The sequence below is a fragment of the Rhizobium sp. PP-F2F-G48 genome, assembly GCF_004342335.1.
Taxonomy (GTDB): domain Bacteria; phylum Pseudomonadota; class Alphaproteobacteria; order Rhizobiales; family Rhizobiaceae; genus Ferranicluibacter.
Genome location: NZ_SLVH01000007.1, coordinates 276205 through 301684 on the forward strand (window position 1 = coordinate 276205; position 25480 = coordinate 301684).

The 25480-nt window shown below is 63.1% G+C and carries 22 protein-coding genes; 10 read left to right on the forward strand and 12 right to left on the reverse strand.

Annotation, left to right across the window (positions count from 1 at the left end):
* Position 1: 1 nt before the first annotated feature.
* Positions 2–1150: a mandelate racemase family protein gene (locus C8J36_RS17215; protein WP_132536622.1), complete on the reverse strand. Its 1149-nt coding sequence runs from the start codon at positions 1148–1150 to the stop codon at positions 2–4.
* 49 nt (positions 1151–1199) lie between these two features.
* On the reverse strand, positions 1200–2633 hold the full coding sequence (locus C8J36_RS17220; protein ID WP_132536623.1) for an aldehyde dehydrogenase family protein: 1434 nt from the start codon (positions 2631–2633) through the stop codon (positions 1200–1202).
* 216 nt (positions 2634–2849) lie between these two features.
* Here C8J36_RS17220 and C8J36_RS17225 point away from each other — a divergent pair, with 216 nt between their 5' ends.
* A complete protein-coding gene (locus tag C8J36_RS17225) occupies positions 2850–3605 on the forward strand; it encodes a FadR/GntR family transcriptional regulator (RefSeq protein WP_245506599.1) in 756 nt (251 codons plus the stop codon).
* 80 nt (positions 3606–3685) lie between these two features.
* The gene (gene kdgD, locus C8J36_RS17230) at positions 3686–4618 is read left to right on the forward strand and encodes a 5-dehydro-4-deoxyglucarate dehydratase (protein WP_132536663.1); all 933 of its coding nucleotides are present in this window, start codon (positions 3686–3688) and stop codon (positions 4616–4618) included.
* A 76-nt stretch (positions 4619–4694) separates the two neighbouring features.
* Here kdgD and C8J36_RS17235 read toward each other — a convergent pair whose 3' ends face one another.
* Positions 4695–5690 (reverse strand): lytic transglycosylase domain-containing protein, encoded by a 996-nt coding sequence (locus C8J36_RS17235; RefSeq protein ID WP_245506600.1) that lies wholly within the window; start codon positions 5688–5690, stop codon positions 4695–4697.
* Between the two features lie 8 nt (positions 5691–5698).
* Positions 5699–7147: a glucose-6-phosphate dehydrogenase gene (gene zwf / locus C8J36_RS17240; RefSeq protein WP_245506605.1), complete on the reverse strand. Its 1449-nt coding sequence runs from the start codon at positions 7145–7147 to the stop codon at positions 5699–5701.
* Positions 7148–7430: 283 nt separating this feature from the next.
* On the opposite strand from zwf, the gene C8J36_RS17245 reads away from it, so the two are divergent.
* The 7 genes from C8J36_RS17245 (at position 7431) to C8J36_RS17275 (ending at position 15027) form a co-directional block, all read left to right on the forward strand.
* Complete coding sequence (locus C8J36_RS17245; RefSeq protein ID WP_132536625.1) at positions 7431–8360, forward strand: helix-turn-helix domain-containing protein; 930 nt, start codon at positions 7431–7433, stop codon at positions 8358–8360.
* Between the two features lie 114 nt (positions 8361–8474).
* The gene (locus C8J36_RS17250; protein WP_132536626.1) at positions 8475–9986 is read left to right on the forward strand and encodes an alpha-N-arabinofuranosidase; all 1512 of its coding nucleotides are present in this window, start codon (positions 8475–8477) and stop codon (positions 9984–9986) included.
* 150 nt (positions 9987–10136) lie between these two features.
* Positions 10137–11240: a sn-glycerol-3-phosphate ABC transporter ATP-binding protein UgpC gene (gene ugpC / locus C8J36_RS17255; protein ID WP_132536627.1), complete on the forward strand. Its 1104-nt coding sequence runs from the start codon at positions 10137–10139 to the stop codon at positions 11238–11240.
* On the forward strand, positions 11233–12171 hold the full coding sequence (locus tag C8J36_RS17260; protein ID WP_132536628.1) for a sugar ABC transporter permease: 939 nt from the start codon (positions 11233–11235) through the stop codon (positions 12169–12171). Before ugpC ends, C8J36_RS17260 begins: the two co-directional genes overlap by 8 nt.
* The gene (locus C8J36_RS17265) at positions 12168–13049 is read left to right on the forward strand and encodes a carbohydrate ABC transporter permease (RefSeq protein WP_132536629.1); all 882 of its coding nucleotides are present in this window, start codon (positions 12168–12170) and stop codon (positions 13047–13049) included. The genes C8J36_RS17260 and C8J36_RS17265 overlap by 4 nt, the downstream gene beginning before the upstream one ends.
* Before the next feature lie 64 nt (positions 13050–13113).
* Positions 13114–14439: an extracellular solute-binding protein gene (locus C8J36_RS17270; RefSeq protein WP_132536630.1), complete on the forward strand. Its 1326-nt coding sequence runs from the start codon at positions 13114–13116 to the stop codon at positions 14437–14439.
* A gap of 159 nt (positions 14440–14598) precedes the next feature.
* The gene (locus tag C8J36_RS17275; RefSeq protein WP_132536631.1) at positions 14599–15027 is read left to right on the forward strand and encodes a DoxX family protein; all 429 of its coding nucleotides are present in this window, start codon (positions 14599–14601) and stop codon (positions 15025–15027) included.
* A gap of 4 nt (positions 15028–15031) precedes the next feature.
* On the opposite strand, the gene speB is transcribed toward C8J36_RS17275, so the two are convergent.
* Positions 15032–16081: an agmatinase gene (gene speB, locus C8J36_RS17280; protein ID WP_132536632.1), complete on the reverse strand. Its 1050-nt coding sequence runs from the start codon at positions 16079–16081 to the stop codon at positions 15032–15034.
* A gap of 86 nt (positions 16082–16167) precedes the next feature.
* Complete coding sequence (locus C8J36_RS17285) at positions 16168–18690, reverse strand: HAMP domain-containing methyl-accepting chemotaxis protein (RefSeq protein WP_132536633.1); 2523 nt, start codon at positions 18688–18690, stop codon at positions 16168–16170.
* A 254-nt stretch (positions 18691–18944) separates the two neighbouring features.
* Between C8J36_RS17285 and C8J36_RS17290 the strand changes: the two genes are divergently transcribed.
* Entirely contained in the window at positions 18945–19844 is a 900-nt protein-coding gene (locus tag C8J36_RS17290; RefSeq protein WP_132536634.1) for a DMT family transporter, read from the forward strand.
* Between the two features lie 5 nt (positions 19845–19849).
* On the opposite strand, the gene C8J36_RS17295 is transcribed toward C8J36_RS17290, so the two are convergent.
* From C8J36_RS17295 to C8J36_RS17320, 6 genes are all read right to left on the reverse strand, one after another.
* On the reverse strand, positions 19850–20686 hold the full coding sequence (locus tag C8J36_RS17295) for an alpha/beta hydrolase (protein ID WP_132536635.1): 837 nt from the start codon (positions 20684–20686) through the stop codon (positions 19850–19852).
* A gap of 210 nt (positions 20687–20896) precedes the next feature.
* Positions 20897–21961 (reverse strand): ABC transporter permease, encoded by a 1065-nt coding sequence (locus tag C8J36_RS17300; RefSeq protein WP_062597014.1) that lies wholly within the window; start codon positions 21959–21961, stop codon positions 20897–20899.
* Complete coding sequence (locus tag C8J36_RS17305) at positions 21958–23526, reverse strand: sugar ABC transporter ATP-binding protein (protein ID WP_132536665.1); 1569 nt, start codon at positions 23524–23526, stop codon at positions 21958–21960. Before C8J36_RS17305 ends, C8J36_RS17300 begins: the two co-directional genes overlap by 4 nt.
* A gap of 2 nt (positions 23527–23528) precedes the next feature.
* On the reverse strand, positions 23529–24179 hold the full coding sequence (locus C8J36_RS17310; protein ID WP_132536636.1) for a DUF2291 family protein: 651 nt from the start codon (positions 24177–24179) through the stop codon (positions 23529–23531).
* Between the two features lie 71 nt (positions 24180–24250).
* On the reverse strand, positions 24251–25192 hold the full coding sequence (locus tag C8J36_RS17315) for a D-ribose ABC transporter substrate-binding protein (protein ID WP_062597012.1): 942 nt from the start codon (positions 25190–25192) through the stop codon (positions 24251–24253).
* A 111-nt stretch (positions 25193–25303) separates the two neighbouring features.
* Positions 25304–25480 (reverse strand): phosphogluconate dehydrogenase C-terminal domain-containing protein (locus C8J36_RS17320; protein ID WP_281029237.1); only part of this gene is annotated, 177 nt, incomplete at its 5' end.

Here is a 25480-nt window from a genome sequence, read left to right on the forward strand (position 1 = left end):
CTCAAGCGATAAGGTTGGCGTTGATGAAGTCGAAGTTGATGTCTTCGCCGAGGCCCGGCTTGTCGGAAATGTGGACATAACCGTCCGCGTCCATCGGATCGACCAAACCGTTCAGATATTCGAAGCCATCGTCGTATTCGAGGAAGGGATGCAGAAGCCCGCGCTCGTACCAGTTGGCATTCTTCGAGCAGGCGGCAACGATGAGGTTCGGCGCACCGTTTCCATGGATCTCGCAGTTCATGCCGAAGGATTCGGCCAGATGCATGCATTTCATCGCTGGGCTGATGCCGCCGACATCGTGAACGCCGGTCCGCAGGATGTCGCAGGCCTTGGTCGCGATCCATTCCGCGCGGCTGAAATGCTTGCCGCCGGCACTTTCCGGGCCGAGAACCGGTATATCGAGGTTTTCGGAGAGCCACGCGTAGGACATCGAGCTCTGCTCGTCCATCGGCTCCTCGATCCAGTCGAAGCCGAGCGCTTCGAGGCCGCGGCCGAGCTTCAGGGCGTCGGTCCGGGTGTACCAGTGGAACGCGTCGATCATGAGATGGATATCGGGACCAACGGCTTCGCGCACGGCCGCACAGGCCTTGAGGTCCATATTGACATCCGGCGCCCAGGAGACGGGCGGCATCCATGTGTGCAGCTTGATGCCCTTGTAGCCCCGCGCGACGAGCTTTTCGCCGAACCGGCCATAATCCTCCGGCGTTGACAGGCCGTTCTCCAGCTCGTCGCCGCACATGATCGATCCGTAGGCGAGCATTTTCTCGCGGTAGGTGCCGATCAGCTTGTGCACGGGCATGTTCAGCTTCCGCCCGGCGAGATCCCAGAGCGCGCAATCGATGATCGCCAGCGTCCGGTCGGTCAGCTGTGCGGCGCTGCCGCGCTGCCAATGCGCCAGCTCCTGCCAGAGCCGCTCGCGCGCGAACGGATCGGCGCCGATCAGCACCTTCTTCACGAATTTCTCGATGATATGCGGCCGAACGACCTCGGGCGCCGCGAAGCAATAGCCCTCACCCCCCTCGTCATCGACGATTGTCAGAAGCGCAAGATTCACCTTGTGCGCCGGTCCCGGATGGGCGTGGCCCGCTGTGTCCTGATGGCGATAGGTGGTGTGGGCAAAGACGCGCACATGAACGTCGACGATTTTCACGAAAAATTCCTCCTGGAATGGGCGTGGCGCGGTCGCTGGAACGCCGGCGTCAGGCCAGCGTGTAGGCTGTCTTGACCACGGTGAAGAATTCGGCGGCATAGCGCCCCTGCTCGCGCGGGCCGAACGACGAGGCCTTGCGTCCGCCGAACGGCACGTGGAAATCGACGCCGGCCGTGGGGAGATTGACCATGACCATGCCGGCTTCCGCATTGCGTTTGAAGTGGGTCGCGTGCTTCAGGCTGGTCGTTGCGATGCCGGCCGAAAGGCCGAAGGGGGTGTCGTTGGAGATGGCGAGCGCTTCGTCATAATCCTTTGCCCTGATGACGCTCACCACCGGGCCGAAGATCTCCTCGCGCGAGATGCGCATCTGGTTCGTCGCCTCGGTGAAGAGCGTCGGCTGCAGATAGAAGCCGGGCGTGTCGCGTGTCAGCACCTCGCCGCCAAAGGCCAGTCGCGCGCCTTCCGTCTTGCCGATATCGATATAGTCGGTGTCCTGCTTCAACTGCCGCTCATCGACAACAGGGCCGATATGCGTGCCCGGTTTCATGGCGTTGTCGACCGTCAGGGTCTTCAGCCGCTCGGTCAGAGCCGCGACGAAGCGGTCGTGAATGCCTTCGGTGACGATGAGCCGCGACGACGCGGTGCAGCGCTGTCCCGTCGAGAAGAAGCCGGAATTGGCAGCGGCCTCGACCGCGACCGAGAGGTCGGCATCGTCCAGCACCACCATCGGGTTCTTGCCGCCCATTTCCAGCTGGAACTTGCGGTTATGCTCGATCGATGCGAGGGCGACCCGCTTGCCGGTCCCGGTGGAGCCCGTGAAGGTCAACCCGGAGAGATCGGGGCTGTCGAGCAACGCCTGACCGACAACGGAGCCGCGCCCCATGACAAGATTGAGCACGCCCTTGGGCAGGCCTGCGCGGTTGAGGATATCCACGATCGCCCAGGCGCAGCCGGGAACGAGATCCGCGGGCTTGAAGACGACGGTATTGCCGTAGCAGAGCGCCGGCGCGATCTTCCAGGCGGGAATGGCGATCGGAAAATTCCAGGGCGTGATGATCCCGATGACGCCGAGAGGCTCCCGCGTGACCTCGACGCCGATCCCCGGCCGGGCGGACGGCACGGTCTCGCCGGCCAGCCGCAAGGCCTCGCCTGCGAAGAAATCGAAGATCTGCGCGGCGCGCGTGACCTCGCCGATGGCCTCCGGCAGGACTTTGCCCTCCTCGCGCGCCAGAAGCGCCCCGAGCTCTTCCTTGCGGGCGAGGATCTCGTCGGACGCCTTTCGCAGGATCGCGTGGCGCTCCAGAATGCCGGAGCGGGCCCATGCCGGAAAGGCAGCTTTCGCGGCGGCGATGGCCTGCTTCGCATCGTCGGCATTGGCCTGGGCATAAAGCCCGACCACGTCGTTGGTATCCGACGGGCTCAGGTTCTGGGAGGCGTGCGAGCCGACCCACTCGCCGGCGATCAGATTCTGGTAGATGGTCATGCTCGTCTCCTCCTGAAATCTGCTAGGCGACGTGTTCCGCGCCCAGCCTTGGCTCACACGCGAACGGCCAGCCAAAGTCTAGTTATCATATAACTGACGTATGTCATCCTATAATGCTTTGGTGAGACGTCAATAAATTTCTTCCTGACCGCGCGCTCCTTGGCCTATCTTCGTGATAAGACGAAACGAAACAAAGCGTTCGCGAAGCGGGGATTCTTGAAGAGATCGGACCACGACATCAAGGCAACGCCCGTCCGCAAGGGCCGGAACCTCGTCGCCACGGTGAGCCAGAGGCTGCGCGCGGCCATTGCCGAGGGACAGCTGAAGCCGGGTGAGAAACTGGCGAGCGAGAGCGGCCTGACGGAAGAGCATCAGGTCAGCAGAACCGTGATCCGCGAGGCCATCGCCTCTTTGCGGGCCGATGGACTTGTTGAAGTGCGCCACGGCGTCGGCGTCTTCGTGCTCGCCCCGCAGCCCAAGGCGCCCGGTGCGTTGCAGGGTGTCGATCCGAACCGGGTCTCGTCCATCATCGAGATGCTCGAGGTTCGCGCAGCGATCGAAATCGAAGCGGCGGGTCTTGCCGCCGGCCGCTGTTCTCCCGCGCAGCAGGAACTCATTTTCGAGGCGCTGCATGTCATGAATCAGCAGATCGCTTTGGGCACAGCCACCGTGGAGAGCGATCGTGCCTTTCACCTGGCGATTGCCGACAGCACCAACAATCCGCGCTTCCGGGAGCTTCTTCAGGCGATCGGGGAGCAGATGATCCCGCGTTCGCTTCTGGGCAGCGACCGGTCGGACGCGACATCGGCCGATTATCTCTCCCAGATCCAGCAGGAACACGAGATCATCGCTCGCGCCATCGCCGACCGGGACGAGGCGGACGCGCGCGATGCGATGCGCCACCATCTCAAGGGAAGCCAGCAGCGCTACCGGGCGATGATGCGCAACACACGCGGGTCAGCCTCAACATAGATCATACAAGTGTTGACAGAGATAATATCTCTTGGTAGTTTTCTCTCAGATGCAACATTTGGAGAAGACTGCCCGTGTCCATGGATCCCCTCGAGTTGAAGCAGGCGCTTGGCGCCGGCCTTCTGTCCTTCCCCGTCACGCCGTTCGGCGCCGACGGGCTCTTCAATCGCAAGGCTTATGAGGCGCATGTCGGCTGGCTCGCAGGCTTCGACGCGACGGTTCTCTTCGCTGCCGGCGGAACCGGCGAGTTCTTCTCACTCGAGCCGTCCGAAATCCCCGACATCGTCGCTGCCGCCAAGGCGTCGGCGGGCGCGACCCCGATCGTCGCCGGCTGTGGCTATGGCACGCGCATGGCGGTTTCCATCGCCAAATCTGCCGAAAAGGCTGGTGCCGACGGCATCCTTCTGTTGCCGCACTATCTGATGGATGCGAGCCAGGAAGGCCTCTACCAGCATATCAAGACCGTCTGCCAGTCGGTCTCCATAGGCGTCATGGTCTACAATCGCGACAATTCGATCCTGACCGCGGACACGCTGTCGCGCCTCTGCGACGCCTGCCCCAACCTCGTCGGCTTCAAGGATGGTTCGGGCGACATCGCGCTCGTCCGCCGCATTACCGCAACAATGGGCGATCGCCTGACCTATCTCGGCGGAATGCCGACGGCCGAACTCTTTGCAGACGCCTATCTTGGCGCAGGCGTGACGACCTATTCCTCGGCCGTCTTCAACTTCGTGCCGGCGCTCGCCCAGAAATTCTATACCGCGCTTCGGGCCGGCAACCTCGAAACCACGAACCGCATCCTGATCGACTTCTTCTATCCGTTCATGGATATCCGCAACCGGCAGAAGGGCTACGCCGTCTCGGCGGTCAAGGCGGGCGTGCGGCTGATGGGCTTCGATGTCGGCCCTGTCCGCGCGCCGCTGACCGACCTGACGGCCGAAGAGGTCCGGATGATGGAAGCGCTTTGCGAGCCCTATCGCAACATGCCCGCGACGGCCCAAGCTGCAGAGTAAGCCGCGGAGTAGCCAGGATACAGTGCATGAGGGCCCCGGCAATGCCGGGGCTTTCATGCGTTGTGGAGAGATGAGATCAGCGACGGGGCGCGTTGCGGAAGACAATGCACGCACTGCCGGCCTTGCGCACGATGGCGCAAAGGGCATCCGCCGCGCGACGGGTCTCGCGGCCGATCCGGGCTGCATAGCGCGGACGATAGCCGAAATTGCCGCCGCGCTGGCGTACGACAAGCGCGCGTTCGGCATTGTAGGGCGCCGGCAGCCGGGCGACGGCCAGCGTGAAGAGCTTCATCGCTGTTCCGGGGTTATAGTGGCCGGCCAGCTGGACACCCCACGGCGCCCAATCGGCAGAGCCTGCAAGGACCGGATCGCGGATGATGCGGCTGGTCGCAAGCGCAAGACAGGCATCCGCAAAGGGTTTGTTCGGGTCGAGAACCGGTGCGGCGGTGGCGGGCGGACTGGTTTTCCAGGTTTCGGCGGAATGGCCGGTGATGGCGAAGACATAATCTTGGGTCTCCAGCGGCAGCCGGCCCGTGGCGAGAAAGCGCGAGAGCCCGCCCTCCCCGGCATTATAGGCCGCCGCGGCAAGCCCAAGATTGCCGAACCGCAGGCGGAGTTCCAGCAGGTAGGCGGACGCCGCATCGAGCGACTGGATCACGTCGAAGCTGTTGTCGAGCCCGCGCAGGCGCGCCGTGCCCGGCATGAACTGGGCGATACCCTCGGCCCCCTTCGGACTGACCGCTTCGGGGCGGAACAGGCTTTCGCGCCAGAGCAGCCGCGCAAAATAATCCGGCGGAAGATCCGAGCGTCGGGCGAAATGCTCGATTGCGCCGCAGAGATCCGCATTGAAGCTCGCCTTGCGGATGCAGAGCGACGGCGCGGCCGCGCCACCGTCGTAGAGGCATCCGGCGTCCCGGTCCTCCTTCGTCTGCGCGACGGCGCCCGTCCCATGCCCGGCCGAGACAAGGGCGGCAAGCAGCAGCGCGGAAGACGCGCCTATCTTGGCGCGGGAGAAAGAGGCAGCGTTTGCCCTGCGCTCCCGCCACGTGGCCATCCCCCGCTGTGCAAGCATCGCAAGCCTCAGCGGGTCATGAGATCGTGCCAGGCAAGACCGTCGCGGGCGAGGAGATCGGCCGCGGCATCCGGGCCGAGCGAGCCGGGAGCGTAAAGCTCGGGCTTGCCGCCTTCTGCCCAACGGTCGAGGAACGGCTGCACGGCACGCCAGCCGGCTTCCACCGCATCCGCGCGCTGGAACAGGGTCTGATCGCCGGTCAGGATGTCATAGAGCAACGTCTCGTAGCCGTTGAGACGACCGATATCGAACAAACCGGCATAACGGAAGTCCATCACCGCCGGCTCCACCGCCACGCCGATGCCCGGTCGCTTGATCAGCATATCCAGGCTGATGCCCTCGTCGGGCTGGATCTGGATCACGATCCGGTTCGGCGGCAGATGGGCGTTTTTCAGGCGGGGAAACTGTGCGAACGGCACGGGCTTGAAGGTGACGATGACCTCCGTGTCCCGCACGGACAGCGCCTTGCCGGTGCGCAGGTAGAAGGGTACGCCGGCCCAGCGCCAGGTGTCGATCATCAGTTTCAGGGCGACATAGGTTTCGGTGGCGCTGTCCGGTTTCACATCGGGGGTTTGGCTGAAGGCGGGAATCGTCCGGTCGCCGATCGTGCCGGACGTATAAGCGCCGCGCACGCTGTTTTCGGCCGCCTCCTCCGGCTCGTAAATCCGGATCGCGCGCAGGACCTTGGCCTTCTCGTCGCGCACGGCTTCCGCATCGAAGCTGATCGGTGGCTCCATCGCCACCATGGAGAGGAGCTGGAACAGATGGTTGGGCACCATGTCGCGAAGCGCGCCCGTTCCGTCGTAGAAGCTGCCGCGCGTACCGACGTCGACGGTTTCCGCCGCCGTGATCTGGATATGATCGATGCTGTCGCTGTTCCACAGCTTCTCGATCATCATATTGGCAAAGCGCAGCGTCATGATGTTCTGGACCGTCTCCTTTCCGAGGAAATGGTCGATACGGTAGACCTGCGTTTCCGCGACGCGGGCGAGGATTCGCGCATTGAGGGCTTTGGCCGAAACCGCGTCGTGGCCGAACGGCTTCTCGATCGCGATGCGGCGAAACGCGCCGTCGCTTTCCGTCGTCAGGCCGTGATCGGCAAGCTTCTCGACGATATCGCCGAAGAAGCGCGGCGGCACGGCTAGATAGAAGACGGCATTGCCGGTCAATTCCGCGGCGAGCCCGGTGTAGATCTGGTCCGCCGTGAAGTCTCCGGCGCGGTAGTGCAGTCTCGGACGAAGGCTCTTCCAGGCATCCGCGCGCTGGGCGTCGCCCGCACCGAAATGGTCTGCGCCGAAAGTCTCCAGGCCGGTGCGCAACATCTCGTCGTCGCCGACATCCTTGCCGATGCCGAGAACGGTCGTCGAGGGGCTGATCAGGCCTTCCCGCTCCATGTTGATGAGCGCGGGTACGAGCAGGCGGCGGGTGAGGTCTCCGGTCGCGCCGAAGATAACCAGTGTGGCGGGCGGTGCGGGATCGAGATTGCCGAGGGCTGCGCCTGAATTGCTATCGGCGGTCTGCTGAACGCGGGCTGTCGGTGTGGTCACACGGGGTCTCCTTGACGGGTCGCAGCCGCACCGGCAACCAGCAGGCTGCTCGTACGGTCGATGCGAGAGATAGGGCGGCCAAAACCGGCTTCATCGGGCGAATGGCGGGAAAGGCAGGAAAGGCAGGCGTTGACTGAATCAGTTCTATCGATATGAATTGAAAATGCATCGGGTCAGCGTGGAGTGGAATGTCGTGAGCCGTAATTTTCTGGTCGTCGATCCCGAAGAGAACCAGGCCGTGCTCAAGGGGCTGGCCTCTCCGGCCCGTGTTTCGATCCTGAAACTGTTGCAGAATAAGGGTCCGATGAACGTCAACGACATCGCCGACGTGCTGCAGTCGCCGCAGTCCAGCGTCTCGATCAACATCCAGATGCTGCAGGAAGCCGGGCTGATCCGCACCGAAACCATCAAGGCGCGCAAGGGAAACCAGAAGATCTGTCACGCGCTCTATGACGAAATCCTGATCGTCCTGAAAAACGATATCAAGGAAACGGAACAGGATTCCATCGAAGTGTCCATGCCGCTCGGCCTCTATACGAGCTTCGAGGTCTCCGCGCCGTGCGGGCTTTGTTCGGTGGATGGCATTATCGGGCTCCTCGATGTCCCGAGCACGTTTCTGGACCCCGACCGCATGAAGGCCGGCTTGATCTGGTTCACCCGAGGCTATGTCGAATATCAGTTTCCCAACAATGCACGCCTTGCCAATACCGAGATCCGGGAGCTGGAATTCGTTCTCGAACTCTCGTCCGAGGTCCCCGGCACGAGCGCCGACTGGCCGTCCGATATCACGCTCGCCGTCAACGGCGTCGATGTGGCGACCTGGACCTCTCCGGGGGATTTCGGAGATAAAAGAGGGGTTTACACGCCGGATTGGTGGAAACTGAAGGGCTCGCAATACGGCAAGCTCAAGAGCTTTCGCATCAATGACGAAGGCTCCTATGTCGATGGCATGCGCATTTCGGACATCCGCCTCGCCGATCTCAAGCTCGAAGTCCATCATTCGATCCGGCTTCGGATCGGCGTTCTCGATGATGCCAAGCACCCCGGCGGCCTGAATATTTTCGGCCGTGGATTCGGCAACTATGATCAGGATATCATGCTGCGTCTGCGGACCAGAAAGTAGGATCGAACTTTCGCACTGCACAACACTTTCCGCTTGACGCTCCGTCTCCACTCCGCTTTATTCATCTTAAATCATGATACATATCATGAAATATGAATTACTCGGGAGGACGGCATGAAGGCGACGGTTATCGCCCATAGCAAATTCACGATCTCGGAGATCGACCCGCGGCTCTATGGCTCGTTCATCGAGCATCTCGGCCGCGCCGTCTATACCGGGATCTACGAGCCGGGCCACCCAACGGCCGACGCCGATGGCATGCGACGGGACGTCATAGACCTCGTGAAGGAGCTGCAGGTTCCGATCGTCCGTTATCCCGGCGGCAACTTCGTTTCGGCCTACAATTGGGAAGACGGTATCGGCCCGCGCGCGGAGCGTCCCGTTCGGCTCGATCTTGCCTGGCACACGTCGGAGAGCAACCAGGTCGGCATTCACGAATTCGCAGACTGGTGCGAAACCGTGGGTACGGAGATGATGCTCGCGGTCAATCTGGGATCGCGCGGCCTCGACGAGGCCCGCAACTTCCTCGAATATGTCAATCACGAAGGCGGAAGCACCTGGAGCGACAAGCGACGCGCCAATGGCCGCGAAGCGCCCTTCGACGTCCGTCTCTGGTGCCTCGGCAACGAAATGGACGGCCCCTGGCAGATCGGCCACAAGACCGCCGACGAGTACGGACGTCTGGCGCATGAGACGGCAAAGGCGATGCGCGCGTTCGACAGCCGGCTCGAACTCGTCGTCTGCGGCTCGTCCAATGCCCACATGCCGACCTACCCGCAATGGGAGGCGACCGTGCTGGAGCATACCTACAACGAAGTCGATCACATCTCGCTGCACATGTATTTCGAGAACCGGGCCAAGGATACGGCGAGCTATCTCGCCCGCAGCCTCGAACTCGACACCTATATCGGCACGGTCGCCGGTGTCATCGCCTATGTGAAGTCGAAGAAGCGGTCCAAGAAGGACGTCTATATCTCCTTTGACGAGTGGAACGTCTGGTACCACTCCAAGGAGCGGGACAAGGTGATCCTCGAAGGTCACAGCGGCTGGCCGGAAGCGCCGCCGCTGCTGGAGGACGACTACAACTTCGAAGACGTGCTGCAGGTCGGCTGCATTCTCAACACCTTCATCAACCGCGCCGACGTGGTGAAGATCGCCTGCCTCGCGCAGCTCGTGAACGTCATCGCGCCGATCATGACCGTGCCCGGAGGCCCGGCCTGGCGCCAGACGATTTTCTACCCCTATTATTACGCCTCGGTCTATGGTCGCGGCACGGCGCTGAAGCTGATGGTGGACAGCCCCACCTATGCGGTCGAGGACATCGGTGCGGTCCCCTATCTCGATGTCTCCGCCGTCCATGATGCGGCATCGGGTCATGTCACCTTCTTCCTCGTCAACCGGCATCTCACCGAGGCGCTCGATCTCGATGTCGGGCTGCTCGAATTCGGATCGCTGTCGATCGTCGAGGATCAGGTCATCGCCCATTCGAACCTCGGCATCACCAACACGGCCGAGGCGCCCGACACGGTCGTGCCGGTCAAGGGCGAAGGTGCGTCCTTTGCGGACGGCCGCCTCACGGCATCGATCGCGCCGCTCAGCTACCGGATGATCCGGCTGAAGGCCTGACGCAAGGGCAGTCCCGGACCGGAGGAGGAAACCCGGTCCGGTGACGCGAAACGACGGCAGTTTGGGTGGATGGTCGGGCGGGAACCCGCGCCGTCGCCGGGAGGACATGATGCAGACCTGTGTTTTAGACGATGCCGGCAGGAGGCTTGCATGACCGCGCAGATCGAGATCGACGGCGTCACGAAACGCTATGGCGCGATGACGGTGCTCGAAAACCTCTCGCTGTCCGTCAAGGCCAACGAATTCATGGTGTTTCTCGGCCCGTCCGGCTGCGGAAAATCGACGCTGCTGCGGATGATCGCCGGACTGGAAAGCGTTGACGAGGGCACGATCTCGATCAATGGCGAGCGGATCGACACGCTGCCGCCCGGCCAGCGCGGCATCGCGATGGTGTTCCAGTCCTATGCGCTCTATCCGCACATGACCGTCGCCGACAACATGTCCTTCGGCCTGAAGAATATCGACGTGCCGCAAGGTGTCATCGATGCACGCCTCGCGGAGGCCGCCCGCATGCTGGAAATCGGCCATCTGATGGAGCGCAAGCCCGGCCAGCTTTCCGGCGGGCAGCGCCAGCGCGTCGCCATCGGTCGCGCGATCGTCAAGGAACCGAAGGCCTTCCTGTTCGACGAGCCTCTGTCGAACCTCGATGCTGCCCTTCGCGTGCGAACCCGCGTCGAGCTCGCCCAGCTGCGCAATCGCGTGAAGTCGACCATGATCTTCGTGACCCACGACCAGATCGAGGCCATGACGCTTGCCGACCGGGTGGTGGTCATGAACAACCGCAAGATCGAGCAGATCGGTACGCCGATGGACATCTATCTTCGGCCGAAAAGCCGGTTCGTCGCGACCTTCGTCGGCTCGCCCACGATGAACTTCATGCCCGTGACGCTGTCGGAAAAAGGCGGCTTTCTGGTCGCGAGGCTTCCGGACGGCGCGGAGCTTGCCACCACGATCCGCGGCGATGGCGTGACCGCAGGCGAACAGACGCTCGGCATCCGCGCCGAAGCCGTCCGCCGCGCAGAGCCCGGCGCCGTCAACACCGTCCCCGGTCGGGTCGAGGTTCTGGAAAGGCTCGGCGACCGTACGCTCCTCTATGTCAGGCTGCGGGATGGCAGCATGATCGTCGCCGAAGATATCGGCATGAGCCGCGTCGCCATCGGCGACGAGATCGCGCTCTCGCTCGACGGCACGCGCACGCATCTGTTCGATGCCGAGGGCCGCGCGCGTCATGCGGAGGACGTCAGCCATGGCTGATCTCGCCCTTGCCCGCAAAGCCGAGACCACGGATGCAGCAACAGGGAGTCGGCGGGTCCAGAACGTCAACGCCCCGCTCTGGCGCAACGCGATTTTCGTCGCGCCCTATCTGGTGTTCTTCGTGCTGCTGCTCCTCGTCCCCTTGTTCTGGGGCATGTGGATGAGCCTGCACAAGGCGGATGCCTTTTCCACCGGCCGCTTCGTCGGACTTGCCAATTATACCCGGCTCTTCAACGACCGGATCTTTCTGCAGGCGATCGGCAACACCTTCTATTTCGTCCTCCTGACGGTTCCCGCGCTCGCGCTGATCGGCCTGCTTCTCGCGTTGGCGCTGAACCGGCAGACGCGCACGGCAGCCGTGCTGCGAACCATCTTCTTCGCCTCGTCCGTCCTGTCCGTCACCATCGTCACGCTCATCTGGCGCATCGTGTTCGTGCCGGGCTTCGGCCTCCTGTCCACGGTCTATGGCTGGTTCGGTGCGACAAGCCCGGCCTTCCTGTCCGATCCGAAGCTCGTCATGATCGCCATCGCCATCGCCACGATCTGGTGGTGCATCGGCCTGCCGATGATGCTGTTTCTCTCCGCGCTCCAGCAGATCCCCGGCGATATCTACGAGGCTGCGGCGCTCGACAATGCCGGACGCTGGCGGACCTTCCGGTCCATCACCTTCCCCTCGATCAAGCGCACCTTCGTTCTCGTGGTCGTCATCCAGATCGTGCTGCAGTTCCAGCTCTTCGGGCAGGCGCGGCTGATGACGAATGGCGGACCCAACAACGTGTCCACGCCGCTCGTGCTGTACATCTACGACGCCGCCTTCAAGCGGTGGGATCTCGGCCTCGGCGCTGCGGCTTCCGAAGTCCTGTTCGCTCTCATCCTCATCGCCGCCATGATCCAGTACGCCGTTTCACGCCGAAAAGGAGAGGACGCATGAGCGCGACGACAGCCTCCCCCGCGCCGACGACCGCTGGCGGTCCCACGGGAATGGTCGGCCGCAGCACGGGCGATCGCATCATCCTCGCGCTCACCATCGCCATGGCCGTCATCATGATGGCGCCGATGGTCTGGGTCGTCGCTCTGTCTCTCAAGGATAACAAGGAACTGATGGCGAGCATGAACGCCGTGTTCCATGCGCCCTATACGCTGCAGAACTACCTGAACATCCTCACCACCTCGTCGGTCTTCCGGTGGATTCTCAACAGCCTCATCGTTTCCGGCGGCGTGACCTTGGGGACGCTGGTGCTCTGCTCGCTCGCCGGTTACGGCTTTGCCCGGCTCAACTTTCCCTTCCGCAACGCGCTGTTCGTGATCGTGCTCGTCGGTCTCGCCATTCCGGAACAGGCCGTGCTGATTGCGCGTCACCAGCTTTTTTCCTGGCTCAAGCTGCATAACACCTATCCGGGCCTGATCCTGCCCTGGCTGTCGGCGCCGTTCGGCGTGTTCCTGATGACGCAGTATTTTCGCGCGATCCCGAAGGAATTGGACGAGGCGGCCCTTCTCGACAATGCCAGCCGCTTCAAGATCTTCTGGAAGGTGCTGCTGCCGCTGACGGTGCCCGCTCAGGCGACGCTCGGCATCTTCACCTTCCTCAGCGTCTGGAACGACTATTTCTGGCCGCTGATCTCGGGCACGAAAAAGGAAATGTACACGCTGACCGTCGGGATCGCCTCGACGCAGACGAATTTCGCGCAATCCGAGGGCCTGGGCTTCCTGATGTCGCAGGCGGTGTTCGCCAGCGCGCCGATCCTGATCCTGTACCTGTTTTTCCAGAAGTACATCGTTACCGCCGTATCCGGTGCTGCCGTGCGGTGAAGAGACTGCCCGACCTCGAGGACAAGAGGCCGGTAAACGCGATCATGATATGGAGGAGACACGCATGATGCATGTATGGAGGACGTCTATCCTGGCTGCGGCTTCGGCCCTTGCCGTGATGGCGGCAACGCCGTCGTTCGCAGCCACCGAGCTCAGCCTGCAGCGCTTCTTCGGCGCCTGCGATGCCGATTTCGGCAGCAATACCGATGTGGCCAAGGCCGTCGGCGAATGCGGGATCATCACCTCGATGATCAACAAGTTCAACGCCGACAATCCCGACATCCACATTTCGGTAACGACGGTGGAATGGCCTGGCTACGATCAGCTCACGGCGCAGTTCGCGGCCGGCGATCCGCCCGATATCGTCTCCATCCACCATTCCGCCCTGTCAGACTACCAGTCCAAGGGCCTCCTGATGCCGCTCGACGAGGTTCTGGCCTCGGTCGGCGTCAAGCCGGGCGACTTTACCGATGCGGCGCGCGGCGGCGTAACCAAGGATGGCCAGATCTATGGCCTGCCGATCGACAACTGGACCATGCTCTACCACATCAACATGGACCTGTTTAAGCAGGCGGATCTCGTCAATGCCGACGGCACGCCGAAACTGCCGACCAGCGTCGACGAACAGCTCGCGCAGGCGAAGCAATTCCGCGAAAAGACAGGCAAGCCCTACTTCGTACAGAACCTCGCCAACGAGGTGGCGCTCTATACCCGGAATTTCTACACCTACCTGTTCCAGCAGGATTCCGACTTCTTCGCCGATCCGCTGAAGGTGAAGCTGAAGACGCCGGAGGCCAAGAAGGTCCTGGACATGTACAAGGCCATTTACGACCAGGGCGACACCACCAAGGATATGGATTACGCCGCCAGCATCAACGCCTTCCTCGCCGGTGAGGGCGGCGTCCACCTCAACGGCACATGGGTGATCGGCGACTACACTGCGTCGTCGGAGACGGCGGGAACCGCACTGAACAAGGGCGGCTATGCCGTCTATCCCTATCCGCAGCTGTTCCCCGGCAAGAAAGCACAATATGCCGACGGCCATGCCTGGGGCATTTCGCAGAAGGATCGCTCGCCCGAAGAGGTCGCTGCCATCGGCAAGTTCCTGAAATTCTTCAAGGACAATGATTTCGAATGGTCGCGGACGGGCCATCTGCCATCGGTCAAGGCCGTCTTTGAAATGCCGGAGTTCAAGGCGCTGCCGCACCGCGATACCGTCGCGCCGATCGCCACGCTCGGCACGGCCCTGCCGTCGACCGTCCAGCGCCAGTTCGCTATCCAGGACATCATCGGCCAGGAAATGAACGCCGCGATGACCGGCCAGAAGGACGTCGATGCCGCGCTCGGCGATATGGAGAACCGCATCAACGATCTGCTCGCCAATCTGTAGACGCCGGACGACATCCATAGACCTCGACGGCGTCACTCCCTGCCGAAGAGGTCAAGGCCCGCCGCTTTCCCTGAAGCGGCGGGTCATTCGCATGCCGGGTGCCCATTCGTCCGTAAATCGGGCATAACGCTGTGCACCCGACAGGAAGATGGGGAAACGATGAGCGAAGCGCGAGATCGGAGTAACCGGCATTGGGGTCTGCGTGTCGGCTTGTCGCTCTTCTATGCGGCCGCAGGCATCCTTCATCTGGCCTGGCCATCCCCGTTCCTGACGATCATGCCCGGCTTTGTGCCGAAGCCGGACATGGTCATCGCGATAACGGGCATTTGCGAGCTTCTCGGCGCGATCGGCCTCTGGTTCCGCGCGACCGTGCGGTCTGCAGCGGTCGGCCTCGCGCTCTATGCCGTTTGTGTCTATCCGGCGAACATCAAGCACGCCGTCGACGGCCTGACCGCGATCGATGCGGGCATATGGCCCTGGTTCTACCACGTGCCCCGCCTCGCACTGCAGCCGGTGCTCGTCTGGCTGCCGCTCTATGCCGCCGGCATTCTACGCTGGCCGTTTCGCGACCGAAATCAGACGGTCTGACGGATCAGGGTTTGAGCGATGGGCTGAAGGCGAGAAGACTCAGGATCTCGAACAGCATCTGTGCGCCGGCCTGGGCGGTGTTGGTCGTGCTGTCATATTGCGGCGCGACCTCGACGACGTCGCCACCGACGAAATTGACGCCTTTCAGGCCGCGCAGCAATTCCAGCGCCTCCCGCGTCGTCAGGCCGCCGATCTCGGGCGTTCCCGTGCCGGGTGCAAAGGCCGGATCGAGACTGTCGATGTCGAAGGAGAGATAGGTCGGCCCGTCGCCGACGATCGCGCGCGCCTTATCAATAATTGCGCCGATGCCGAGACCGTTGATCTCTTCGGCGTGGATGACGGTCATGCCGGCATCATAGGAAAACTCCCAGAGATATTCGGACGAGCCGCGAATGCCGATCTGGATCACCCGCGTCGGATCGAGAACGCCGTCGAGAACCGCATTCCGGAACGGGCCGCCATGGTGAAACTTGGTGAGATCGTAGGCGCCGCCCGTGTCGCAATGGGCGTCGATATGGATCATGCCGACCGGCCGATCGCGCCCGACCGAGCGCAGAATGGGATGGGTCACCGAATGGTCGCCGCCGACCGAGAGCGGCAGGATGCCCCTGCCGACGATCCTGTCGATATGCTGCTCGATGTCTTCGTGGCTCATCTCCAGCCGGTAGCGGCTGCGAAAAGGCACGTCGCCGATATCGGCCACGCGTAGCTCGTGCACCGGCGCGACCTCAAGCACGTGATTGTAGGGGCCGATCCGCTCGATGGTTCGCAATGCCCGCGGCCCGAAGCGGGAGCCTGTGCGGTTGGTAACGCCGAGATCCATGGGAATGCCGAGCAGGGCCACCTGCAGCGCGTCGAAGGCCTCGCTTTCGCCGGGCTCGACCAGAGGTGCCGACAGCAGCGTCGGGATCCCGGAATAGGGTGCGGCCCGCGTGCCGCTTTCGGAGAAGATATGCGCGGCCACGCGGCGAAAGCGGGGATCGCTGATCTCGCCACCATGCCCGGTCGCATATTTCTCGCGCAGTTCCCGCAATCTCTGTTCGGTCAAGGTCATCCCGGCGCTCCCGTGTTACAAGAGCCTGACGCTACCGTCGCGCGCCGGCAATTCAACCGAAATCGGGCGCGCGTCTGCAGGAATGCTCAGGCTGCCCGCGCATGCTGCGTGTCGTCGTCCTCCAACAGGCGGAAGCGGGCGACGAGGCCGGCGAGCATGTCGATATCCTCGGCAAGCTGGAGCGTGGCGGCGTTGGTCTCTTCCACCATCGCGGCATTCTGCTGGGTCATCTGGTCGATCTGGTTGACGGAGCCGTTGACGGATTCGAGCGATGTCGACTGGTCGCGGCTCGACAGAGCGAGGTGATCGACATGGCCGGCGATGTCGACGATCTGGTGGGCGATCTCCATCAGGGCGCTGCCGGTCTGCTCCACGAACTGCGAGCCCGTGGCCACCTCGGCAGAAGATTTCGAGATCAGCCCACCGATTTCCTTGGCGGCCAGCGCGGAACGCTGCGCAAGGTCGCGCACCTCCTGCGCGACGACCGCGAAACCCTTGCCCGCCTCGCCTGCCCGCGCCGCCTCGACGCCGGCGTTCAGGGCGAGAAGGTTCGTCTGAAAGGCGATCGCGTCGATCGCACCGACGATCTGCCCGATCTTGTCGGAAGCCTCGCGGATGCGCATCATGGCCGAGATCGCATTCTGCACGATGCCGGAGGAGTTGTCGGCATTGCGCTTGGCGCGCTGGACGATGCCCTGGACGTCGTTGGCGCGGCCGGCTGCCGTGCGCACGGTGGACGAGACCTCATCGACCGCAGCCGAGGTTTCCTCGAGCGCTGCCGCCTGCTGCTCGGTGCGCTTGGCGAGATCGCCGACGGCATCGGCCATCTGCTGGCCATTGTGATGGATGGCACTGGAGATATGGCGGATCTCGCCGAGCGTCTCCCGCAGCCCGCCCACGGACGCGTTGAAATCGTTGCGCAGACGATCGAGATGCGCCGCGAAGGGCGTGTCGATGGTGAAGCTCATATCGCCACGCGCGAGGCGCGACAGGGCCTGCGCCAGCGTGTCCACGGCAAACTGCACCTCGCGCGCCGCGTCCTGGCGCTCCGCGTCGCTGCGCAGCCGGTGGGCCTCGGTCTCGCGGCGCGTTGCCTCCGCCTGCTCTTCCATCGATACCTTGGCGAGCGCGCTGCCTTTGAAGACAGACAGTGCACGCGCCATGTCGCCGATTTCATCCGAACGGTTCTCGCCTGTGATCGACGTATCCAAAGCACCATCGGCAAGCCTGCGCATCGCCGCGGTGATCTGTCCGATCGGTCCCTTCAGCGTCATCACCAGCGCCGTTCCGGCGAGAAGCGCGATGAGAATGCCCACAAGCGTGGCGCCGAGCGAAATCGTATTGGCCTGCTCGCGCTCGGTACCGGCGCTCTGCTTCTGGTTTTCGGCGAATTCCGTGAGCAGCGTCCATGTCCCGTCGATCTGCGCGGCCGCGGCATCGAATTCGGAGCGCTGCTTCTGCGACAGAGCGAGGAGCGCAAGGGCGTTCGCCTCCAAAGACGTCAGGGCCGGCTTCGCCTTTGCCGGAAGTTCGGCGAGGACCGTATCGCCGGGAACGGCGGTGGCAAGGCCTTCCACTTCCTTGCCATAGGCATAGAGCGCCTGCTGAACCTTCTTCACACCGCTGTCGTCGGGAACGGCGGCAAGCTCGGCGAAGACGACGCGGATCTGGTTGGCATTGCCGACGATGGCGCGCAGCTTGTTGCCGACGCGGTCAGCCTTGGCGATCTCGCCTTCCGCGGCGGCAAGCGCTGAGACGGCATTGCGGAGCGCGTCGTCGGACGCCGTCTTGATTGCGGCTCCGGCACGATCGAACGATGTCATCGCGGTGAGGAGATTGCCGGCCAGCAGTGGATCGGCACCAGCCTTTGCAGCGGTGTCGCCGAGCGCTGCGATCTCGGGCTTCAATGCATCGACGGCGGGGAGCGAGACCTTGCCGAGCGCCTTGAGCGTGGCTTCGAGAGTGGTGGCGACCGCCGGCAGGCCCGCCTTGACGATCTTGATGCGGTCGGCATCGCTGGGTGCTGCACTCGCCTGTTTCGCAAGCGCCTGAGCGGCAGAACCGAGCGCGCCGACCTGCAGCGCCGTCTTCAGATCGGTCTTTGCGGATTTCTCGATGGTCTTGGCGCCAGCCAGCAGAACGAAGGCCTGCTTGCCCGCGGCCGCCTGCACGGCAAGCAACGCCTCGGTGCTGGCGCCGACCTCGGTCGCGATCCGTTCGCGATCGGTCTGCAGCCCCCACAGGGTTTCAATATTGGCGGCGATCGTGGCCGACTGGGCCAGCGCCTCATCGAGGCGGGTGACATCGGTCTCCGCGCGAAGGCCGTCCGCCATTGTCTTGAGGTCGGCAATTTCGTCGTTCAATTCCTTGCGTGCCGCATCGTGCGTTTCCGCCGAGGGCTGCAGAAGGAAGCGCGACATGGCGGAGAAGACCTGCTTGAAGCCGCTGAGCGATTGGAGGACGCTATTGGAGATTTCCATGCGGCCCTGGAGCAGGCCGGAGGTGTAGAGGCCGGTCACGCCGACGGCGGTGATGCTCAGCACAAACGGCGTGAGCAGTACCAGCACCTTTGTCTGGATCCGGATCCGAGACATCAAACGATCGATCATGAAAGGCTCCCCTACCCCTGGGCTCTTACCGATGGATCGGTTTCTCCCGCGGGCATCCTCTCAGATGCAGATTAAAACATAATAAAACACTTACCATTCCGAAGCCCCTTCCCGGGCCCCTTGCGCGGCTGGCGGACACCGCGACGTGTTGTCCATCGAAAGGGATTTTGACATTGCGGCGGAGGGCGGTTCCTGCCATTGCGGCTGTGCCGAATGCCTCTTCTCTGCAAAGGCTTTCGCGACGGGAGGGCCAGATGATTTCGGACGTGAGCACAAAGGGACCGCTGACCGGCATCGCGCTGGCCTCGGCCGGCTATGCCTGCTTTGCCCTGCAAGACGCCATCGTCAAATGGCTGCTGACGGATTATGCCGTGCCGCAGATCCTGTTCTTCCGCAGCCTCGTGATCGTCGCCATCACCGGCGTCCTCGTGCGCGTCCGCAAACATCCGTCCGCGCTGCAAAGCCCTTACCGCAAGACGCTGGTGCTTCGCGCCGCGCTGATGCTGGTCGCCTGGCTGCTGTTCTACAATGCCGCCCGGTCGCTCGGCCTTGCGGAACTGACGACGCTGTATTTCTCGGCGCCGATCATGGTCATGTTCCTGTCGATCCTGGTTCTGAAGGAAACGATCGGCGCGGGACGCTGGATCGCCTGTATCGGCGGCTTCATCGGGGTGGTCGTTGCGGCAAACCCCACCCATTCCCCGAACCTCGTGCCGGCCGCCATGTGCGTCGTCGCGGGCTTCTGCTGGGCCTGGAGCACCATTCTCGTGCGTCTGGTCAGCCGCAGCGAATCCACCCTGACGCAGATGTACGCGACGAGCCTTCTGTTCGGTCTCGCCTGCGCGCTCTCGCTCCCCTGGGTGTGGACGACGCCGGATGCGGCGGGCTGGAGCCTGCTGCTTGCCCTCGGCCTCATCTCGACCATCGGCCAATACCTGCTCTATGACGGCTTCCGCTACGCCCCGGCCTCGGCGATTGCCCCAGTCGAATACACGGGTCTCATGTGGGCCTTCGTCTACGGATATCTCATCTGGGCGGAGATCCCGGCGCTGAACGTCTTCATCGGTGCGCTGCTGATCGTCGCGTCAAGCGTGCTGCTCATCGTCTGGGAACGACGGGGGCAAGGCCCCCGTCGCAGGTGTTCGGCGGTCTGACCGGATCAGCCCTGGATGAAGGCGAGAAGGTCGGCGTTGAGCACGTCCGCGTTCACCGTCAGCATGCCGTGGGAGAAGCCCGGATAGGTCTTCAGCGTTCCGTTTTTCAGGAGCTTGATGGCCTTCAGGGCGGCATCGGCAATCGGCACGATCTGGTCGTCCTCGCCGTGCAGCACCAGCGTCGGCACCGAAATGGCCTTCAAGTCGTCCGTCTGGTCGGTTTCCGAAAAGGCCTTGATGCCGTCGTAATGGGCCTTGGCGCTGCCCATCATGCCCTGGCGCCACCAGTTGCGAACCACGGCCTCCTGCACCTGAGCCCCATCGCGGTTGAAACCGTAGAAGGGACCGGCCGGAACCTCGTGGAAGAAGACGGCGCGGTTGGCAGCGAGCGCCGAGCGGAAACCGTCGAAAACCTCCAGCGGCAGGCCTTCCGGATTGCCCGCCGTCTTCAGCATCAGCGGCGGAACCGCTGACACCAACACGGCCTTGGCCACGCGTCCGGCCGGTTCGCCATGCTTGGCCACATAGCGGGCGACTTCGCCGCCGCCCGTGGAGTGGCCGATATGGACGGCGTTCTTCAGATCCAGCGCCTCGACGACGGCAAAGGCGTCGGCGGCATAGTGGTCCATGTCGTGCCCTTCGGACACCTGCGCCGAACGGCCGTGGCCCCGGCGGTCATGGGCGACGACGCGAAAGCCCTTCGAGACGAAGAACAGCATCTGTGCGTCCCAATCGTCGGACGACAGCGGCCAGCCGTGGTGGAACATGATCGGCTGGGCATCTTTCTGACCCCAGTCCTTGTAGAAAATCTCTGTACCGTCCTTGGTGGTGATAAAGCCCATGGTGGTCTCTCCTTCGGATGCGCTCGGCTTGCGGGGTCCGCCGCAAGAGCGGTTTCATCAATCGGCAGCAGGCGGGCATCGTCCCGGACAATGCCCAATTGCTTTTTACGCCAGAAACGCATCTTTGAAAGCCACGGCTGACGGTTTGGATCCCGTTCCTTGCGGCAACGCACAATTTTTCCGACCTAAGCCCATCCGCTGAAGGCTTGCCTAACCTTTCTTGGCCAGCTGCATCAGGGCGACCTGCTGTTGCAAGCGGCGCTGGGCCTGATCGACCACGACGGCGACGATGATGACGATGCCCTTGATGACCATCTGCCAGAAGGAAGAGACGCCCATCATCACGAGCCCGTCCGAAAGAATGCCGATGACGAAGGCGCCGATGATGGTGCCGCCGATCGTACCGCGCCCGCCGGACATCGACGTGCCGCCGAGGACGGCCGCCGCGATGGCATTGAGCTCGAACGAGTTGCCGGTTGCCGGATGCGCCGCCATGAGTTCGGACGAGATGACGATCCCGACGATCGCGGCGCAGAAGCCGGAGAACATGTAGACGAACATCTTCACCCGGTTGACCCGGATGCCCGACATGCGCGCCGCCCGCTCATTGCCGCCGACGGCGAATATCTGCCGGCCGAGCGGCACGTAACGTGCGAAATAGGCGGCCGCGAGCGCGACGACGATGAGGATCCAGATCGACACCGGCAGGCCGATGATGCGGCCCGAACCCAGGAAGCCGAAGCCTGTGGTTGCAAGCTCCGGCTTGCCGACGAGGTTCGGAAACGTCTGCCCGTCCGACGACAGCAGCGCCAGGCCACGCGCGACATAGAGCGTGCCGAGCGTGGCGATGAAGGGCGCGACGTTCAGCCGGGTGATCAGCAGCCCGTTGACCGCGCCGATCAGGATGCCGACCGCCAGCGTGATCAGGCAGACCTCGACGATATTGAAATAGATCGTGTAGCCGATCTGCAGATCGATGCCGTTGAGGATGAGCCCGCCGGCCACCATGCCGCACAGCCCGACGATGGAGCCGACCGAGAGATCGATGCCGCCGGTGATGATGACGAAGGTCATGCCCATGGCGAGGAACGCGTTCAACGCCACGTGCTTCGACATCAGGATGATGTTGGCGGTTGAGAGGAAGTTCGGCGCGAAGGCGGAGAAGAAGGCGATGACGGCGAAGAGCGCGATGAATGTCCGCAGCTTCATCAGCGTCAGAAGAAGCGAGCCGCTGTCTGCCGAGGCTGCCGGTGTGGTCGTGGTGGCCGTCGTCATGGCGCGTGGTCTCCGCTGGTCTGTGTCGATTTGTGCCCGATCGATGCCGCCTGCACGATCGCCTCCTCGCTCGCATCCGCCCGATCGAGGATGGTGGTGATGCGGCCGTTGCTCATCACGGCGATCCGGTCCGACAGCGCCATGACCTCTTCGAGGTCGGAGGTCGAAAACAGGATGGCGAGCCCCTCGCCCGCCAGCCGGCGCATGGTGCGGAAGACGTCTGCCTTCGCGCCGACATCGATGCCGCGGCTCGGCTCGTCCATCAGCAGTACCTTGGGCTTTGTCATCAACGCCTTGCCGATGACGACCTTCTGCTGGTTGCCGCCCGACATGGAGGTCACGTCGAAATCCGGATTCGGCGCCTTGATCGCGAGATCCCGGATCGCGTCCGCTATGGCGGACCGCTCGCGCTCGCCGGTGATATGGAACCTGAAGCGCACGAACCGGTCGAGGCTGGCAAGCGTCAGGTTTGCGGCGATCGACAGAACCTGCACCAAGCCTTCGCGCTGACGATCTTCCGGGATCAGCGCCAGCCCGCGCTTGATGCGCGTCGGAGTGTCGCGCGCAGCGATTTCCGCGCCATCGACGAAAATTCGGCCGGTGGCATGCGGGTGCTGTCCCATCACGCACTCGAAGAACTCGCTGCGTCCCGCACCCATCAACCCGTAGATGCCGAGCACTTCGCCGGCCCGCACGGAGATCGAGAGGTGATCGACCGCAAGGCCACCGGTTCGCCGCGCAAGCGAGATGTCTTCGGCGCGAAAGGCTTCGCGACCGAGGGTATGATCGACAGATTTGGCGAAATCCTTGGCATCCGAGCCGATCATCGAGCGCACGATCCAGCGGGTATCGATGTCCTTGACGAGCGCCTGACCGGTGATCTGCCCGTCCCGCAGCACGGTGATGTGGTCGCCGATGCGCATCAGCTCCTCCAGCCGATGCGAGATGTAGACGATCGCCACACCCTGCGCTTTCAGCTCGGCGATCACCTTGAACAGGATATCGACTTCGGCAGCCGACAAGGCCGAGGTCGGCTCGTCGAGAATGAGGATGCGGGTGTCGAGCGAAAGCGCCTTGGCGATCTCGACCAGTTGCTGCTGGCCGATCGGCAGGTCTTCCACCATCGTCTCCGCACTGATGCCGGCGTCAAGCCGGTCGAGGAAGAGATTGGCCTTCTCGATCTGGGCCTTGTGATCGATGCCTAGGAACCCCCGGACGATCTCGCGCGTGGCGAAAATGTTTTCAGCAACGGACAGGTTTCCGAAGAGGTTGAGCTCCTGGAACACCATGCCGATGCCGTGTTTCTGCGCGTCGGCCGGAGAATGAAACTCGACCGGTTTCCCGTCGAGGAGAATACGCCCGAGCGAGGGACGCTCGACGCCGGCGATCATGCGCATCAGCGTCGATTTTCCCGCGCCGTTCTCACCGACGAGCACGTTGACCGCACCCCGACGCAGGGAGAGAGTGGCATTCTTGACGGCGACGATGCCGGAATAGACCTTCGTCACATCCTCCAGCTGGAGGATGATATCGTCCTGAGCGTCGATGCTGGAATGAGAGGCCATGGTCATGGGCTCAGCGTCATCGTCACGGGCGTCAGAAGCGGCAGCTGGCCTTTGGCCTGCACGGGAAAAGCGCCGACCGCCTCCACCTTCCGGCCTTCCAGCCCCTCGCGCGGCAGCGCCTTCAGCACATCCTCGTTCAGGCGGGCATTGAAGGCCTTGCCGAACTCGGCCCACTGGATCTGGTTCTTGAACTGGTTGAAGCTGACGAAATCGAGGCTGTCGCGGATCGCCGTGCCCTTGATGACGGGGCCGATCTGGATCCGCACATCCGCCTTGCCGTCGCCGTCGATATCCGTGTCGAGATAGCCGGCGCGCGACCCGGTCTCCGCCTTGACGACGCTGCCCGAGACCTTCGCGGCATAGGTCCAGGGGGCGTTGCCCTCTTTTTCCTTGTGACCATATTTTGCGGCGGCGGCATCGGGATCGGACGCGATCAGCGCGGCGACATCGCTGTAAGGTCCGGCTTTGGCAATGAGATAGGGCACCACCTTCGGCGCCCAGAGTTCGGTCGCCTGCCGCTCGGGATTGAAGCCGCCACTTGCGGCCTCCGCAGCCTCTTCGGCCGTCGGCGTCTTGATGATCTTGCAGCCGGGCAGGACCATCAGGATGGCCGAGGCAAGGCACAGCGCGGCAGCGGCGGTGAAACGCGGCATTCCGTCAACTCCGGATGTAAAAAGGCGCGGGCGGCGCGTGAGAACGAACCGCCCGCTTCAGGAAAGTGCGATCAATTCTTGAGAGCAAAGGTCTCAAGCTTATCGGCGTTCTCGGCGTTGATCAGCACGCAGTCCATCAGCTGCTTTTCTTCGGCTGGTCCTTTGCCGGTCTTGATGTAGGCGTCCGCCTGCTCGACGGCCATCTGGGCCTGTGCATAGGCCGGCTGCATCACGGTCGCCTTGATGCCACCTGCCTTGATGCTGTCGCGGACATCGTTGGAGCCGTCGAAGCCGACGACGATGACGTCCTTGCGGCCGGCGGCCTGCAGCGCTGCGATCGCGCCCATCGCCATCGTGTCGTTGCCGGCGATCACGCCTTTGATTTCCGGATTGGCCTGCAGGATGGTCTCCATCTTGGAGTAGCCTTCCGTCTGGCTCCAGTTGGCGGACTGCTGCGCCACCATCTTCAGGTCCGGATATTCGTCGATGATATCGTGGTAGCCCTTGGACCGGATGCCGGCGTTCAGGTCGGCCTCGCGACCGAGCAGCTCGACGTAATTGCCCTTCTCGCCCATCAGCTTGACGAACTCTTCGGCGCCGAGCTGGGCACCCTGATAGTTGTTGGAGACGATCTGGGAGACGGCGACGCCGGTTGCATTGATTTCGCGGTCGATCAGGAAGGACGGAATCTTCGCATCCTTGGCCTTCTGCACGGCGGCGATCGAGGCTTCCGAACCGGCATTGTCGAGAATGATCGCCTTGGCGCCGCGACCGATGGCGGTATCGATCAGCTGCGACTGCTTGTTGGCGTCGTCGTCATGCACAAGCACGAGCGTCTCGTAGCCGAGTTCCTTCGCCTTGGCTTCCGCCCCGACGGCTTCGGCCTTGAAGAACGGGTTGTCGTGGCTCGGCGTGATGATCGCGATGAGATCGGCCGCGTAAGACGGCATGGCCGTTCCGAGTGCGAGAACGCCGGCGAAGGCGGCAAGGGTCAGTCTGCGTGTGAGTTTCATGTGGTCCTCCCGGTTATCGTTTTGTTAAGCGGCCCCGCCTCCCTGCGGGCCCGTATTCGCTGGACGACGGTGCCGCCTTGGCGCGACACCCGTCCGTCCCGTTTCTGGCGCTCAGGTGATCCGCCGAATGCTCTCGGCGATTTCCTGCGGCTCGAAGACGTTCTTCCAGTCGTCGCGCATCAGCGCGGGGATGCCGAATTCGATCGCCTTGTTGCAGGCATCCGAGAACACGCCGTCCACTTCCTTGAAGATGACGGCGCCGAGCACGTTCATGTGGCCGAGCAGGAA